Consider the following 13,245-nt stretch of genomic DNA (forward strand, 5'->3'; position numbering starts at 1 on the left):
GACGACTCCTTGTTGTATTTTTTTCCTTTGAAACTTATTTATAAGCATAAATTTGAATGGAGTGCAAGGAAAAATTCATCCTGATTAAATTTAATAAAATTGTCTTGTATAAACATAGAGGTTAAGGATTGAAGACAAGTTAATTAAATTATATTTGCATCCTTGCATAGCCAGCCCTTTACTGTTTTGATAGGTTGTAAACGTTTCTACAGTGCTACACCAAACTCGACACTCATAACGTTTACGCCTTGCACTAAAGCAAAATTCACAAGTATGAAAAAATCCATTTCTTTAATAATAGTTAATCTTCAACAATTTAGATAAGATTTGCTGAATTTATTAAAATTAGATTGTATGAGGTTGTATCCAACCAAAACTGAACGCTAAAAAAAGAAAAATAAATAAAGCAAGGGATAAGCCGATACGCCAAGTTAAAGCTTTAACAGTTCGCTTTGTTTTCCCTTCATCGCGAACTAAAAAAATCAAACTACTACCTAGTGCAGCTAAAATGATAAACATAACACTAATAATAAAAATTTTGGTGAACATTTGTTATACTCCCCGATTTAATACAATGCTTTATTTGTTAATCTTCTAAATAAAATAGCGAGAATTATTTATTTAAATGGTTTTAACATTTATTCGCTTAGGAAAAAGAATGGCCAGTTTAACTTGTTTTCACCGTCGTTTCACCTTTAATTGGCTAATGATAATGGGTGTTATTTTTTCAAGTTCATTTTTTATCTATTTAGGGATATGGCAATTAAATCGAGCTCACGAGAAAAAGTCCATGTTAATAACTGAGAAGTATTTATCAGAAAAATCACCTATTAAATGGCAGGTTAATAGCAACCCGAAGCAATATCAACAAATTATTGTTCAAGGTCAATATCTTCCTCAAAATTTCTTACTAGATAATCAGCATTATGAGCATCAATTTGGTTATAACGTTTTAACTCCGCTTCTGCTTTCTGATGGGAAAGTTATTTTAATTGACCGAGGCTGGATTAAAGGGGACTTAGATAGACGCAAACTTCCAACAATTACTTTTCTAAATAAGTCGTTGCAATTACTAGGTCAAGTTTATTATCCTTCTTCCAAAAATTGGGTTCTAGGCCAGATTTTAGAAGAAAAGACACCTAATTTAGCTGTCATAGAGCAAATAGATCCTGTAAAAATTAGCCAATTTTTGCATAAATCTGTTTATCCATTTATCATTCGCCTACATAAATTAGAAAAGAATGGCTATATCCGTGAATGGGCAGTTATTTCTATGCCACCGGCGCGCCATAAAGCTTATGCATTGCAATGGTTTGCTATGGCATTAGCTATTTGGGTGATTTTTATTGGCTTAAATTTAAAGAAGACTAATGAGTAAAATACGAAAGAATAATTACATTACATTGTTAATTCTTGCATTAATTTTTATTTTTCCGGGTGCAGCAGCTTATTTATTTTATACTCACCCACAGTGGTTACAGGGACAACCAATTAATAAAGGTGAGTTATTAAATCCTCCTGAGCTTTTAGAAAATATTCATGAGCAACCTAAATGGCGTTTAGTTTTGTGGGTACCTCATGATTGTAAGAAAAAATGTTTAACTCAAATTGATAAATTAGCTCGTGTTCGCTTGGCTTTAGGTAGACGTCTCTTAAATGTAGATGAGTTAATTATTATGAACAATCAAAATCAATTACCAAGTTCACTTAATGATCGCCTACATGAGCAAGATATTCATCTATTATTAATTTCGCAAACTCAACAAGATAGGCAGAAAGAACTTAATAAAAACATGCGTATCTTCATTGCTAATCCAAATAATTATTTGGTTTTAGCTTATAAACCAACCACAAGTCCTGAAGATATCTTCCATGATCTTCAAAAGTTGTTGCATGCAAATGAGAAAGGTAATTGATGTTTAAAAAAAATTCCAAGTTAGAACTTTATATGGTAACCATGGCAGTAGTGCTTGCATTGGTAGTTGTTATGTTAGGCGCTTATACGCGCTTAACAAATGCTGGCCTTGGCTGTCCAGATTGGCCAGGCTGTTATGGTCATTTAGTCTTGCCAAGCGCTAATCAGGATTTAAGTAAAGCTCAATTAAAATATCCAGAAGTTCCTATTGAAGCTAGTAAAGCTTGGACAGAAATGGTACATCGCTATGCTGCTGGCTTGTTAGCTTTATTAATTTTTAGCATTGGTTTTTACAATTTACGGCTATTATTCAAAGATAAGACGCAAGCAAAGCTTTTACCTATAATTCTTATGCTATTAGTTTTATTTCAAGCAGCTTTAGGTATGTGGACTGTAACTTTAAAATTGTTACCTATCGTAGTTATGGCTCACTTGTTGGGAGGGATATTAATTTTTTCTTTGCTTTTCCGCTTAAGAATACAATTAAATAACTCTCCAACCGCTTTTCATCAATCATCATTATGGACCTTTTGGATTTGTTTAGGTGTGGGACTAATTTTTTGCCAAATTGCTTTAGGTGGTTGGGTGAGCGCTAATTATGCAGGAATAGCTTGTATAGGTTTTCCTCAATGTAATGGCCAGTGGTTGCCGCCACTACATTTAGCTCAAGGCTTTTATTTATTCTCACCTGTCGGCGCCAATTATCAAGGTGGTTTATTAGAAAATGAGATAAGAATTACTATTCAATTTATTCATAGGTTAGGTGCGCTTATTGTTACCCTCTATATGGTATCCTTGGCTACTTTAATTTTATGGCAGGTAAAAGATAAAGCTATGCGAGTGCTGGCAATCTTAATTATTTTATTAGTCTTTATACAAATTACTTTAGGTGCATTAAATGTAGTTTATTTATTACCTTTAAGTATTGCTGTAGCACATAACGGTATTGCTGCATTACTATTAGCAACTTCCTTATCTATGCTCTATTTGACTCAAAGGAGGATTAAGTGATGTCTTCTAATGAGTCAAATTTATCACCGCTAATATGGCGTGACTATCTTGAGTTATGTAAACCACGTGTTGTTGCTTTGATGCTTTTAACTGTTTTAGTAGGGATGTTTCTGGCTGCGCCTGGTTGGGTGCCATTAGCAACGCTCTTTGCTACTTTGTTAGGAGTCGCCTGCTGCGCTGGTAGTGCTGCTGCTATTAATCATTTAGTAGACAAACGTATTGATGCATTAATGCAGCGTACCAGTAAAAGACCAGTTGCCCAAGGAAGAGTATCGGTCAAGCAAGCATGCTACTTTGCTTTAATACTAGGTATAATAGGTCTCTTTATTTTAGTTGTTTTTGTAAATTTATTAACTGCAGTGATGACTTTTATTACTTTAATAGGTTATGCTGGAATTTACACAGGTTACCTTAAACGAGCAACGCCACAGAATATTGTTATTGGTGGGTTAGCAGGTGCTGCGCCTCCTTTACTTGGTTGGACAGCCATTACCAATCAACTTGATCCTCAAGCTCTCCTTTTAGTGTTAATTATTTTTACCTGGACGCCACCTCATTTTTGGGCATTAGCAATTTATCGCCTTAAAGAATATAAAAATGCAGCTATTCCTATGTTGCCTGTAACTCATGGTGTAGCATTTACCAAATTAAACATCTTGTTATACACTATCTTACTTTTGCCAGTAAGTGTGCTGCCTTTTATAGTAGGTATGAGTGGCAGTTTATATTTAATTGGTGCACTTTTATTAGGAGGGCGTTTTCTATATTGGGCAATTTCTCTTTATCTAAAAGAGGAGCCTATTATTGCCATGCGTACCTTTCGTTTTTCTATTATCTATCTAATGATGTTATTTATTTTCTTATTGCTGGATCACTATATGGTTTAGGATTGAAATTAAAATAATTGTTGTAGGCTTTATAAATTTTTAATTAAGCAAAATGGATGCAAAGCTTGGAGGAGTAAAATGCCAATGAAAAAAAGAGTTGTAGTAGGTAGCGTTTTTGCGGTTATAGCCCTAGCAATGGGTGTGACACTGTCAAACTCATTTTATAAAGAGAAAAAAATAGACCCTGAGCAATTTCATGGCACTCTATTACAAAAACCTAGGGAAATTCAACAGTTTAATCTTACGGGCGTAGACAATCAGCCATTTAATAATAAAAGTCTGCATGGTAAATGGACAATGGTTTTTTTTGGCTTTACTAGTTGCGGTTATTTATGTCCAACCACGATGAGTGAATTGGCTAAAATGTATCGTATCCTTGAACAAGAACATATTAAGCCTTTGCCACAAGTTGTTATGATTTCTATTGATCCAAATCGAGATTCATTAGATAAATTAAAAAATTACGTTATTAATTTTGATTCCCACTTTTATGGTGCTCGCGGTGAGGAAGCAATAGTTAAGAGAATGACTCATGAAATGGGCGTGGCTTATAGCAAGGTTAGTTTACCCAACTCAACAGATTCAGAAAACTATGATATGCAGCATAGCGGCGCTGTTATGTTATTTAATCCAAAAGGTGAGTTAAGTGCATTTTTCACTACTCCTCATCAGGCCAATTTACTTGCTAAAGATTATCAGCTTTTAGTAGGTTAAATAGCTTAAATAGTAAAATCTAATTATAAAATGTATTTTCTTTTGAGCAATAAAGGATATAATTTGCCTTTACTGCTCAATTAATTGTATTTCCTGATATAAATTTATTAATATTAGACTCCTTTGAAGACAGCTAGTGCTAATAGGGAGACGAGGTCAAATAAAATGGCTGAAAAAGTTCAGGGTACCTGAAGTACATGAGCATTATGAAGACCTTGTTGGGCCAAGACTCCCTGTCAATGGCAGTTTCTGAAGAAGCCTATTCTCTTAGTAGATATTTGTCAGGCTATACTTAATTTAAAGTGATGTTTAATAAATTTAGTTGTCCTATGCTTAACTAATTATTTTATAAAAATAAAAAGACGTGAATTGGTTTTGTGGTAGTAGCCGCAATAAAATTATTTAGGAATGACTTATATGCAAATTGCGATTTTAGCCACTAACCCTCATTTATATTCTCATCAGCGCTTAAAGCAAGCGGGAGAAGAGGCAGGACACAAAGTCCAAATTATTAACCCCCTTTATTGCTATATGAACGTTGCAACTTCCTCTCCTAAAGTTCATTATCGGGGCGGTGAGCCTTTGCCTCAATATGATGCGGTTATTCCTCGTATTGGCTCTTCTATTACCTATTATGGTACAGCTGTATTAAGACATATGGAGACCATGGGCATGTACACGTTAAACGAATCTCTTGCCATTTCTCGCTCGAGAGATAAATTTCGCGCCTTGCAATTATTATCAAGAAAAGGTCTTCCTTTACCCCTTACAAGCTTTGCTCAATCTCCTGATGATACTGAAGATTTAATCCGTATGGTAGGGGGAGCACCCCTTGTTATTAAATTATTGGAAGGAACGCAAGGAAAGGGCGTAATTTTAGCTGATAGTCATCAATCAGCAGTTAGTATTATTAATGCGTTTAAAGAGATGTCCGCTAATATTTTAGTGCAAGAGTTTATCGAAGAATCAAGAGGTACTGATATACGGTGCTTTGTTATCGGTGATAAGGTCGTAGCCGCTGTTAAAAGACAGGCAAAAGAAGGCGATTTTCGAGCTAATGTGCATCAAGGAGGCAAAGCAGTTAGAGTAATATTAACACCACAAGAACGTGTAATCGCCGTAGGTGCTGCAAAAACAATGGGTTTAAAAGTAGCTGGCGTAGATTTAATTCGTTCAAACCATGGGCCTTTAATTTTAGAAATTAACTCTTCGCCTGGCCTTGAAGGAATAGAGAAAGCTACTAACATAAATATTGCTGGAAAAATAATTCAGTATATTGAGAAGCATGCTAGACCTAAGACATCGAAACAAAGATTCCAAGGATAGTAGACAAGAAGGGAATTAGGAATCTTTTCTTTTTTTAAGATCACTTTTCCCTAACAACCATTCTGCATTAACTTCTAGCTCGTCAGCTAAAATATTTAATAGATTAGGATCAGGAATAGCAGCGCCATTTAAAAAGGCTTCAGCTTTAAATCTAGGTACTTTTAGCAATTTAGAAAATACTTCAACACGTTCATTTGCTAAAAGTGGAACGCCTATGCTATCTAATTCTCTATTTAGCCTATCAGCGAATCGCTTATTGGACATGCTCGCTCCAAATATTTTTGATTATTAATTTCTATAGCATAAAAAAAGGGTTTTGCAATAATTTTAAGACTCGACTATAAGCTTATAATAATGGCTTAAAATAAATAAGTTAGAATTTAGACTTAATTTATTGTTAAATGGAGCAAAAATTGGACTCATTAATTACCCTGGTTTTACTAGCAATATTTGCAATTGCCTTTGTATTGGCTGGTGTGAAAGTAGTCCCTCAATCCGAAGAATGGACTGTTGAGAGATTTGGGCGCTATACACATACCTTACATCCAGGTTTAGGATTAATTATTCCTTTTATTGATAGAGTCACTTATAAGATTAATATGCGTGAACGCGTCTTGGATATCCCGCCACAAGAAGTTATCTCTTCAGATAATGCTATGGTTACTATTGACGCAGTCTGCTTTTTCCAAGTAATTGATACTGCGAAAGCTGCTTATCAAGTAGATGATTTAGAGCATGCGATTCGTAACCTAACAATGACTAATATTAGAACGGTTCTAGGTTCTCTAGAATTAGATTCTATGTTAAGTCAACGGGATGAAATTAATAGCCGTTTAATGCATGTTGTTGATTTAGCAACAAATCCTTGGGGAGTAAAAGTAACAAGAATTGAAATTAGAGATATCAGGCCCCCTCAAGATTTAGTGGATGCAATGGCGAATCAAATGAAAGCAGAGCGGGATAAGCGGGCATCAATTTTAGCTGCTGAAGGTCATCGTCAAGCAGAAATTTTAAGGGCAGAGGGTGATAAACAAGCCCAAATTTTAAGGGCAGAGGCAGCTAAACAAGAGGCATATCTAGAAGCTGAAGCACGTGAGCGTACAGCCCAGGCAGATGCAACGGCAACCCGTATGGTTTCTGAAGCGATTGCCAAAGGTAATATGAATGCCATTAATTATTTTATTGCAGAGAAATACGTAGAAGCTTTAAAAATGATTGGCACTTCAGAGAATAGTAAAATGGTATTAATGCCTATAGAAGCCACAGCAATTATTGGCTCATTAGCAGGCATAACAGAGTTGTTTAATAAAGTAAATTCCCCCAAAGGATAGGGTTATGTTTGAATTAAATTATTGGCATTGGTTGGCGATAGCACTTGTTTTAATTATTGCTGAAACATTAGGTGCTGCTGGCCTTTTAATTGCTTTAGGCATGGCTGCAGCAACCACAGGCATACTTACTTGGCTATTTGCTATAACTTGGCAGTGGCAGTTGATTTATTTTTCACTTCTATGCATTTTATTTGCAATATCTTGGTGGTTTTTTATTAAAAAGCGAAATACTAAAGAGCCTTCTTTGATAAATAAGCCTTTTCATACCATGTTAGATCAAACTGTTATTTTAGTGGAACCTATTAAAGATGGTCGAGGTTTAATAAGAATTAATGATGCGACTTGGTTTGTCAAAGGACCAGATTTACCTGCAGGAACAAAAGTTAAAATAGTTGCAATCGAAGGAACCAGTATGGTAGTTGAGCCACTTATTGCAAGTGGCAAATGTCAATGATCGCTTCTGCCCAAGCTTCTGAATCATTAAGACAGGGAATTAACGTTAATTCTTCGCCCCCCAAATCTAACCACTGTTGCTGTGCACGAATACCTATTTCTTCAAGTGTCTCTAAGCAATCTGCTACAAATGATGGGCAAGAAACTGCCAATTTTTTTATTCCTCGCTTAGCAAGTTCAGGTAAAACTAAATCAGTGTAAGGTTTAATCCAAGGCGTTCTACCCAAACGAGATTGAAATGACATACTAAATTTATCTGCTGGAAGCGAAAGTAACTCTGCTAATTGGCGAGTAGTTTGATGGCATTGTGCTTTGTAACATACAGGATTAGCATCTTTAATAGGCGGGCAAATATGACAAATAGTATTACAACCAGATTCTTTTAAGTGAAACTCAGGAATGCCATGATAGCTAAACAAAATGTGATCATATTTTTCTATATAAGGCTTTATAAGTGTTGCTTGCGCCAATAGAAAACTACGTTGGTCATAAAAATCTCTAATCACTTGTATAGAAGGATGCGTGGTTTTTTTTGCTAAAAGTGTGAGTACTTTCTCTAAAGCAGCACCAGTTGCCGCAGAAGAATACTGCGGATATAAAGGTAAAATTGTAATATGGGGACAATTTTCTAATTCTTGTAGTGCTGTGTTTACGGAGGGTTCACCATACTGCATAGCTAATGCTACTTGAATATTGTTTAATTTGTTTTGCAATCTATGGACTAAACGTTGATGGTTAACTAATAAAGGCGATCCTTCCTTTGTCCAAATAGTTCTATATGCATGAGAAGATTGCTTAGGCCGAAAAGGAAGAATAAAAGCATAAAGAAGAAAATATCTTAGGGGAGCATTAAGGTTTATTACTCGTTTGTCAGCAAGAAATTCTTTTAAATAGTGACGTACGTCAGTAGTAGTAGGGGATTTAGGTGTACCTAAATTAATTAATAGTAAGCCGTCTTTCATCTAAATAATTGATAAAGCGAAACACTGAATAATACATCAAAATTATTTTTTATAGAAATTTAATAAATTAAATTTGTTAGCTTTTTGAGAACAATGAAGCTCGTTTAAAAAGACAGCCGAGCCTTACACAGGCTCTTGCTCTCTTTCTTCAGCTGTAACTACAACATTTGCTGCATGTAAACCTCGTTCACCTTTTATTAAATCATAACTTACTATTTGGCCTGGATTTAATGTTTTGTAGCCAGTACCATGTATAGCAGAAAAATGAACGAAAATATCTTCACCACCACCTTCAGGTATAATAAAACCCCAACCTTTGGCATTGTTAAACCATTTGACTTCGCCTGTAGCCATGAATCCTCCTTTTGCTAAAGCGTATCAATCGTCGGCTGAAAGTAATCAGCTGGCAATTGCATTCGTCCTTAAATGACAATTGGTAAGCCCATATGTATGGGTTTATTCAACATAACGCAAAAGAGGCATAACTCACAATAGTTTTTTATACTATTTTTCTAGTTTATTTATAATTAAAAGTTTTTTTTAATTAAAGAACAAAAAAATTACGCATACGATCAAAAAAACAAGCATTAGCCTTAATTGAAATAGGACATAAGAAAAATGCCAAGATCTAAGCAAAAAATATTTTAATAAGGAGTTTTAGCTAGGCTAAATGACCGAATTAAACATATTTAGAACGAAGAGATTATGGGTTTTTCGTAAGCTCTATTAAAAAGATTAGTTTTTTACAAATATTGATCAAGTGACTGCTGATCAGGAAACATTTCTGCTAATGAAATGGAAAATCCATCTTCCCGAACAATTCGTGCATGGCGACGTTGTAATTGTCTGGGTTCATCTACCCCACAAGAATGGCAAATAATAGCTACTTCATGAGCCATATTATTAGCGTAGTGAAAGACCCGTTCAGCTTTGTCTTCGATAACTAATCCCCTTTGTAAGTTAGCATTGTGCGTGGCAATACCGGTAGGACAAGTATTGCTATGGCATTTCAGAGCTTGTATACAGCCTAGAGAAAACATAAATCCTCGCGCAGAATTAACGAAATCTGCGCCAGCACATAATGCCCACGCTACTGTTGCTGGTGTGATCATTTTTCCACTTGCAATAACAACAATACGTTTGCGTAAATTATATAAAATAAGGATATCGACCAATTTGGGTAAAGATTCCTGAATAGGAATGCCCATATAATCCATTAAGCCTTGTGGTGATGCACCTGTTCCACCATCTGCACTATCAAGCGTAATAAAATCAGGTGCATATTGTGTGCCTCGATTATGAATAGCTAAACATAAATCATGCAACCATTCGTAACTACCTAAAACAAATTTACATCCTACAGGTTTACCGGTAATTTTTCGGATATGATTTATCGCATCGAGAAGTTCTTCCACGTTTGCAATATCAGTATGGCGATTAGGGCTAATTGAATCCTGATAGGGAGGAATACCTCGAATTTGTGCTACTTCAGGTGTAACTTTAACTGCTGGTAAAATACCACCTTTGCCAGGTTTAGCACCTTGACTTAACTTAATCTCAAACATTTTAATATTAGGATGTAATGCTAACTCCCGTAGGCGACTATCGGATAGATTACCATGTTCATCTCGTACCCCATATTTAGCTGTACCAATTTGAACTACTAAGTCACAGCCGCCTTCTAAGTGATAAGGAGAAAGACCTCCTTCACCTGTGTTAAGCCAGCAACCGGCTTTCTTAGCTCCTCTTGATAAAGCTTTAATAGCGGGTTTTGAAATTGAACCATAACTCATCGCAGAAATATTAAAGATATGATTACTTGTATAGGGGTGCTTACAATAAGGTCCAATCGTTAAAGGTCTAATGGCTGCCTCAGTTGCTAGCGGCGGAAAAGGAGCGCTAACGAAATAAACTGTTCCGGGTATGTGTAGCGGCCGTGTAGAGCCAAAACCAATGGTAGTATCAATGTTTTTAGCAGCTCGATAAACCCAAGAACGTTCAGCTCGATTAAAAGGTAGCTCTTCTCGATCATTGGCAAAGAAATATTGACGTAAAAACCCACCGAAATACTCTAGGATATAACGAAAATGACCTAAAATAGGAAAATTACGTAAGATGGTATGAGGTTTTTGAAGTCGATCATAGATATAGGTAATAATTAATAAAACTATTATACCTAAGATAATAACTAAGAGGACTATTTCATCGTATTCGAGTGCACGAAAAATAAAAAGATCTTTTTTACTTAAATCAACTGTTTCCACAAACTGGCCCTTTAAAATGATTAACTTAAATTTATAAAATAAAATTTTCTATAAATGAAATAATTATCTTTTAACCACAAGTATAGTCTTTAAGAAAAAAAATATTATTTATCTTATAGGTAAGTAAACAAACTACTGTTGGATTAAACGAAAATAAAGAAAAAAATTTATCTAAAATCTTTGTTTACAATAAATATTCTTAACCATAATACCTTGTTTAATCATCGCCTTATTATTTATAAATAAATCAATTTGATTAATTTTACTTATATTAGTATATAATTAAATCAAACCCTTCGGTTTCGGAGAAGCGCATTATGACAATTGAGACCTCATTGGCTAACCATTTGTTAATTGCTATGCCTTCTTTAACTGATCCTAATTTTGAGAGAACAGTTATTTATATTTGTGAACATCATCCGCAAGGTACCGTTGGCTTAATTATTAATCGCCCTACAGAGTATCAGCTCAGCATGGTTTTTGATCAGTTAAATATTTTACCCTTACATCAAGAAATAAGTTTGCGGCCCTTATTATTTGGTGGTCCAATTCAACCTGAGCGGGGATTTGTTATTCACCGCCCTAGTGGAGAGTGGCGCTCAAGTCTATCTTTACAAGATGACGTCACGATAACAACTTCAAATGATATTATTCGTGCTATTGCAGCAGGAAATGGCCCACAGGACGCGCTTGTTACTTTAGGCTATGTTGGCTGGATAGATAACCAATTAGAGCAGGAAGTTCAAGACAATGTATGGCTTGTATGCCCTTATAAACAGGAGATTTTATATGATGTTCCGTATCGGCAGCGATGGGAATATGCAGGTTCGCTCATTGGTATAAAAATGTCTCAACTTAGCTCGTCAATTGGTCATGCTTAAAAATATTATTGAAAAGCGCTTTATCTTTATCTTTATATTAAAATCTTAGAAAGTTTAGTCGTATTTTGGAGTTGATATGCCCTCAGGCATTTATTTTGGTTTTGATTTTGGTTTTAAGCGTATTGGTGTAGCAGTAGGGCAAAAGGTAACATTAACAGCTAGACCGTTAACAATAATTCAAGCTCAACAAGGGATACCAAATTGGGAGTTATTAAGGAAGTTAATTAAAGAGTGGCGACCGGAGGCATGTGTAGTTGGGTTGCCAACTTGCATTGATGATACAGAGCTTTATACAACTGAGGCAGCAAAAAGATTCGCTAAGCAGTTACAAAAACAGTTTTGTCTACCTGTTCATCTAGTAGACGAACGATTATCCACAAAAGAAGCGCGCGCTTACTTGTTTGAAGAAGGCGGATATCGTAAGATCCAGTCTTCTCAAATTGATAGTATAGCTGCTTGTATCATTCTTCAGCAGTGGTTGCATTCGCAGCAGTTTAAAAGTGAATCATGAACCATTTTCTAGAAATTAGCCAATTAACAATTAATGAAATTGAAAACTTATTAAAGCGTGCCTTATTTTTTAAACAGCTCGGTATTTATCCTAATTTTTCTAAACATAAGCTTGCTAACTTATTTTATGAAAACAGTACACGCACACGAGTAAGTTTTGAGCTGGCAGCTAATCACTTATCAATATACCCAGTTAATTTTACCTTGGCCGCTTCTTCGGAAAGTAAAGGTGAAAGTATTATAGATACTATTCAAACCTTAGCAGCAATGGGTATTAGCCTATTTGTAATTCGCCATCAACAAGACGGTTTACAAAACCAGTTAGCTGCTCAGGTTGGGCCAGGTATTCATATTATCAATGCTGGTGATGGTAAGCATGCTCATCCTAGTCAAGCTATGCTTGATTTAATGACTATTAAAGAGAAAAAGTCAAACTTACAACAGCTTAAAGTCGCTATTGTTGGAGATTTACGTCACTCACGAGTAGCAAATTCATTACAATATTTATTTTCTCTTACAGGAATTAAAGAATTAATGCTAGTTGCTCCATCTATTTGGCAACCAAGCCAGGTTCATTATGGTCAGGTTACTGATTCCTTAAAAGAAGGTATTAAAGATGCCGATGTGATTATTTGCTTACGCATTCAAAATGAGCGCTTATCATCTAGCGAAGTTATAAATTTAGACACCTATCGAGCTAATTACGCAATAACTGCTGAGGTGTTACAGTATGCTAAGAAAGATGTCATGATTATGCATCCAGGTCCCATTAATCGTGGCGTTGAAATTGATAGCGATGTAGCTGATGGCTCACAGTCATGTATCTTACATCAAGTAACAAATGGCGTTTTTATGCGTATGGCTATTATTGAGAGCTTGTTAGCTCAATATGAGCAATAAGTTAAATTTGCATTGATAATTCTATCTGTAGATGGCATCTAATATATAATCGTATTATCTATTGTGGGCCAAGGCCCAACCTACATCAATG

At 35.3% G+C, this 13,245-nt stretch carries 16 protein-coding genes; 11 read left to right on the forward strand and 5 right to left on the reverse strand.

Features of this window, described 5'->3' with window-relative positions; translation table 11 throughout:
• Positions 1-345 precede the first annotated feature (345 nt).
• The gene (locus DYH30_RS03400; RefSeq protein WP_115330307.1) at positions 346-549 is read right to left on the reverse strand and encodes a twin transmembrane helix small protein; all 204 of its coding nucleotides are present in this window, start codon (positions 547-549) and stop codon (positions 346-348) included.
• A 109-nt stretch (positions 550-658) separates the two neighbouring features.
• Here DYH30_RS03400 and DYH30_RS03405 point away from each other — a divergent pair, with 109 nt between their 5' ends.
• From DYH30_RS03405 to rimK, 6 genes are all read left to right on the forward strand, one after another.
• Positions 659-1,378, forward strand: a complete 720-nt coding sequence (locus DYH30_RS03405; protein WP_115330308.1) for an SURF1 family protein — start codon at positions 659-661, stop codon at positions 1,376-1,378.
• Positions 1,371-1,916 (forward strand): hypothetical protein, encoded by a 546-nt coding sequence (locus DYH30_RS03410; protein WP_115330309.1) that lies wholly within the window; start codon positions 1,371-1,373, stop codon positions 1,914-1,916. The genes DYH30_RS03405 and DYH30_RS03410 overlap by 8 nt, the downstream gene beginning before the upstream one ends.
• Complete coding sequence (locus tag DYH30_RS03415; RefSeq protein ID WP_115330310.1) at positions 1,916-2,926, forward strand: COX15/CtaA family protein; 1,011 nt, start codon at positions 1,916-1,918, stop codon at positions 2,924-2,926. The genes DYH30_RS03410 and DYH30_RS03415 overlap by 1 nt, the downstream gene beginning before the upstream one ends.
• Entirely contained in the window at positions 2,926-3,813 is an 888-nt protein-coding gene (gene cyoE / locus DYH30_RS03420) for a heme o synthase (protein ID WP_115330311.1), read from the forward strand. The genes DYH30_RS03415 and cyoE overlap by 1 nt, the downstream gene beginning before the upstream one ends.
• 78 nt (positions 3,814-3,891) lie before the next feature.
• Complete coding sequence (locus DYH30_RS03425; RefSeq protein WP_115330312.1) at positions 3,892-4,527, forward strand: SCO family protein; 636 nt, start codon at positions 3,892-3,894, stop codon at positions 4,525-4,527.
• 417 nt (positions 4,528-4,944) lie between these two features.
• Positions 4,945-5,853: a 30S ribosomal protein S6--L-glutamate ligase gene (gene rimK, locus DYH30_RS03430; RefSeq protein ID WP_115330313.1), complete on the forward strand. Its 909-nt coding sequence runs from the start codon at positions 4,945-4,947 to the stop codon at positions 5,851-5,853.
• 15 nt (positions 5,854-5,868) lie between these two features.
• On the opposite strand, the gene DYH30_RS03435 is transcribed toward rimK, so the two are convergent.
• Positions 5,869-6,117, reverse strand: coding sequence for a hypothetical protein (locus tag DYH30_RS03435; protein ID WP_115330314.1), 249 nt, complete (start codon positions 6,115-6,117; stop codon positions 5,869-5,871).
• A gap of 149 nt (positions 6,118-6,266) precedes the next feature.
• On the opposite strand from DYH30_RS03435, the gene DYH30_RS03440 reads away from it, so the two are divergent.
• Together DYH30_RS03440 and DYH30_RS03445 are read left to right on the forward strand one after the other, a co-directional pair.
• Positions 6,267-7,184 carry an SPFH domain-containing protein gene (locus DYH30_RS03440; RefSeq protein ID WP_218018920.1) on the forward strand — a complete coding sequence of 306 codons (918 nt, stop codon included), beginning with the start codon at positions 6,267-6,269 and terminating at the stop codon, positions 7,182-7,184.
• Between the two features lie 4 nt (positions 7,185-7,188).
• Complete coding sequence (locus DYH30_RS03445) at positions 7,189-7,638, forward strand: NfeD family protein (protein ID WP_115330316.1); 450 nt, start codon at positions 7,189-7,191, stop codon at positions 7,636-7,638.
• On the opposite strand, the gene hemH is transcribed toward DYH30_RS03445, so the two are convergent.
• From hemH to DYH30_RS03460, 3 genes are all read right to left on the reverse strand, one after another.
• Entirely contained in the window at positions 7,613-8,599 is a 987-nt protein-coding gene (gene hemH, locus DYH30_RS03450; protein WP_115330317.1) for a ferrochelatase, read from the reverse strand. The two genes, DYH30_RS03445 and hemH, sit on opposite strands and share 26 nt — an antisense overlap.
• Positions 8,600-8,722: 123 nt before the next feature.
• Positions 8,723-8,953 (reverse strand): cold-shock protein, encoded by a 231-nt coding sequence (locus DYH30_RS03455; RefSeq protein ID WP_115330318.1) that lies wholly within the window; start codon positions 8,951-8,953, stop codon positions 8,723-8,725.
• Between the two features lie 389 nt (positions 8,954-9,342).
• Positions 9,343-10,863 (reverse strand): FMN-binding glutamate synthase family protein, encoded by a 1,521-nt coding sequence (locus tag DYH30_RS03460; protein WP_242604712.1) that lies wholly within the window; start codon positions 10,861-10,863, stop codon positions 9,343-9,345.
• A gap of 317 nt (positions 10,864-11,180) precedes the next feature.
• Between DYH30_RS03460 and DYH30_RS03465 the strand changes: the two genes are divergently transcribed.
• The 3 genes from DYH30_RS03465 (at position 11,181) to DYH30_RS03475 (ending at position 13,154) form a co-directional block, all read left to right on the forward strand.
• The gene (locus DYH30_RS03465; protein WP_115330319.1) at positions 11,181-11,744 is read left to right on the forward strand and encodes a YqgE/AlgH family protein; all 564 of its coding nucleotides are present in this window, start codon (positions 11,181-11,183) and stop codon (positions 11,742-11,744) included.
• A 76-nt stretch (positions 11,745-11,820) separates the two neighbouring features.
• Positions 11,821-12,255 carry a Holliday junction resolvase RuvX gene (gene ruvX, locus DYH30_RS03470; protein WP_115330320.1) on the forward strand — a complete coding sequence of 145 codons (435 nt, stop codon included), beginning with the start codon at positions 11,821-11,823 and terminating at the stop codon, positions 12,253-12,255.
• Positions 12,252-13,154, forward strand: a complete 903-nt coding sequence (locus DYH30_RS03475; RefSeq protein WP_115330321.1) for an aspartate carbamoyltransferase catalytic subunit — start codon at positions 12,252-12,254, stop codon at positions 13,152-13,154. Before ruvX ends, DYH30_RS03475 begins: the two co-directional genes overlap by 4 nt.
• Positions 13,155-13,245: the final 91 nt, after the last annotated feature.

It is taken from the genome of Legionella busanensis (assembly GCF_900461525.1).
Lineage (GTDB): Bacteria > Pseudomonadota > Gammaproteobacteria > Legionellales > Legionellaceae > Legionella_C > Legionella_C busanensis.

Excerpts from the sequence above, each read along its gene's own strand:
- DYH30_RS03445 (WP_115330316.1), top strand. The coding sequence starts at position 7,189 with ATGTTTGAATTAAATTATTGGCATTGGTTGGCGATAGCACTTGTTTTA.
- rimK (WP_115330313.1), top strand. The coding sequence starts at position 4,945 with ATGCAAATTGCGATTTTAGCCACTAACCCTCATTTATATTCTCATCAG.
- ruvX (WP_115330320.1), top strand. The coding sequence starts at position 11,821 with ATGCCCTCAGGCATTTATTTTGGTTTTGATTTTGGTTTTAAGCGTATT.
- DYH30_RS03455 (WP_115330318.1), bottom strand. The coding sequence starts at position 8,953 with ATGGCTACAGGCGAAGTCAAATGGTTTAACAATGCCAAAGGTTGGGGT.
- DYH30_RS03405 (WP_115330308.1), top strand. The coding sequence starts at position 659 with ATGGCCAGTTTAACTTGTTTTCACCGTCGTTTCACCTTTAATTGGCTA.
- DYH30_RS03435 (WP_115330314.1), bottom strand. The coding sequence starts at position 6,117 with ATGTCCAATAAGCGATTCGCTGATAGGCTAAATAGAGAATTAGATAGC.
- DYH30_RS03415 (WP_115330310.1), top strand. The coding sequence starts at position 1,916 with ATGTTTAAAAAAAATTCCAAGTTAGAACTTTATATGGTAACCATGGCA.
- cyoE (WP_115330311.1), top strand. The coding sequence starts at position 2,926 with ATGTCTTCTAATGAGTCAAATTTATCACCGCTAATATGGCGTGACTAT.
- DYH30_RS03400 (WP_115330307.1), bottom strand. The coding sequence starts at position 549 with ATGTTCACCAAAATTTTTATTATTAGTGTTATGTTTATCATTTTAGCT.
- DYH30_RS03475 (WP_115330321.1), top strand. The coding sequence starts at position 12,252 with ATGAACCATTTTCTAGAAATTAGCCAATTAACAATTAATGAAATTGAA.
- DYH30_RS03425 (WP_115330312.1), top strand. The coding sequence starts at position 3,892 with ATGCCAATGAAAAAAAGAGTTGTAGTAGGTAGCGTTTTTGCGGTTATA.
- DYH30_RS03465 (WP_115330319.1), top strand. The coding sequence starts at position 11,181 with ATGACAATTGAGACCTCATTGGCTAACCATTTGTTAATTGCTATGCCT.
- hemH (WP_115330317.1), bottom strand. The coding sequence starts at position 8,599 with ATGAAAGACGGCTTACTATTAATTAATTTAGGTACACCTAAATCCCCT.
- DYH30_RS03410 (WP_115330309.1), top strand. The coding sequence starts at position 1,371 with ATGAGTAAAATACGAAAGAATAATTACATTACATTGTTAATTCTTGCA.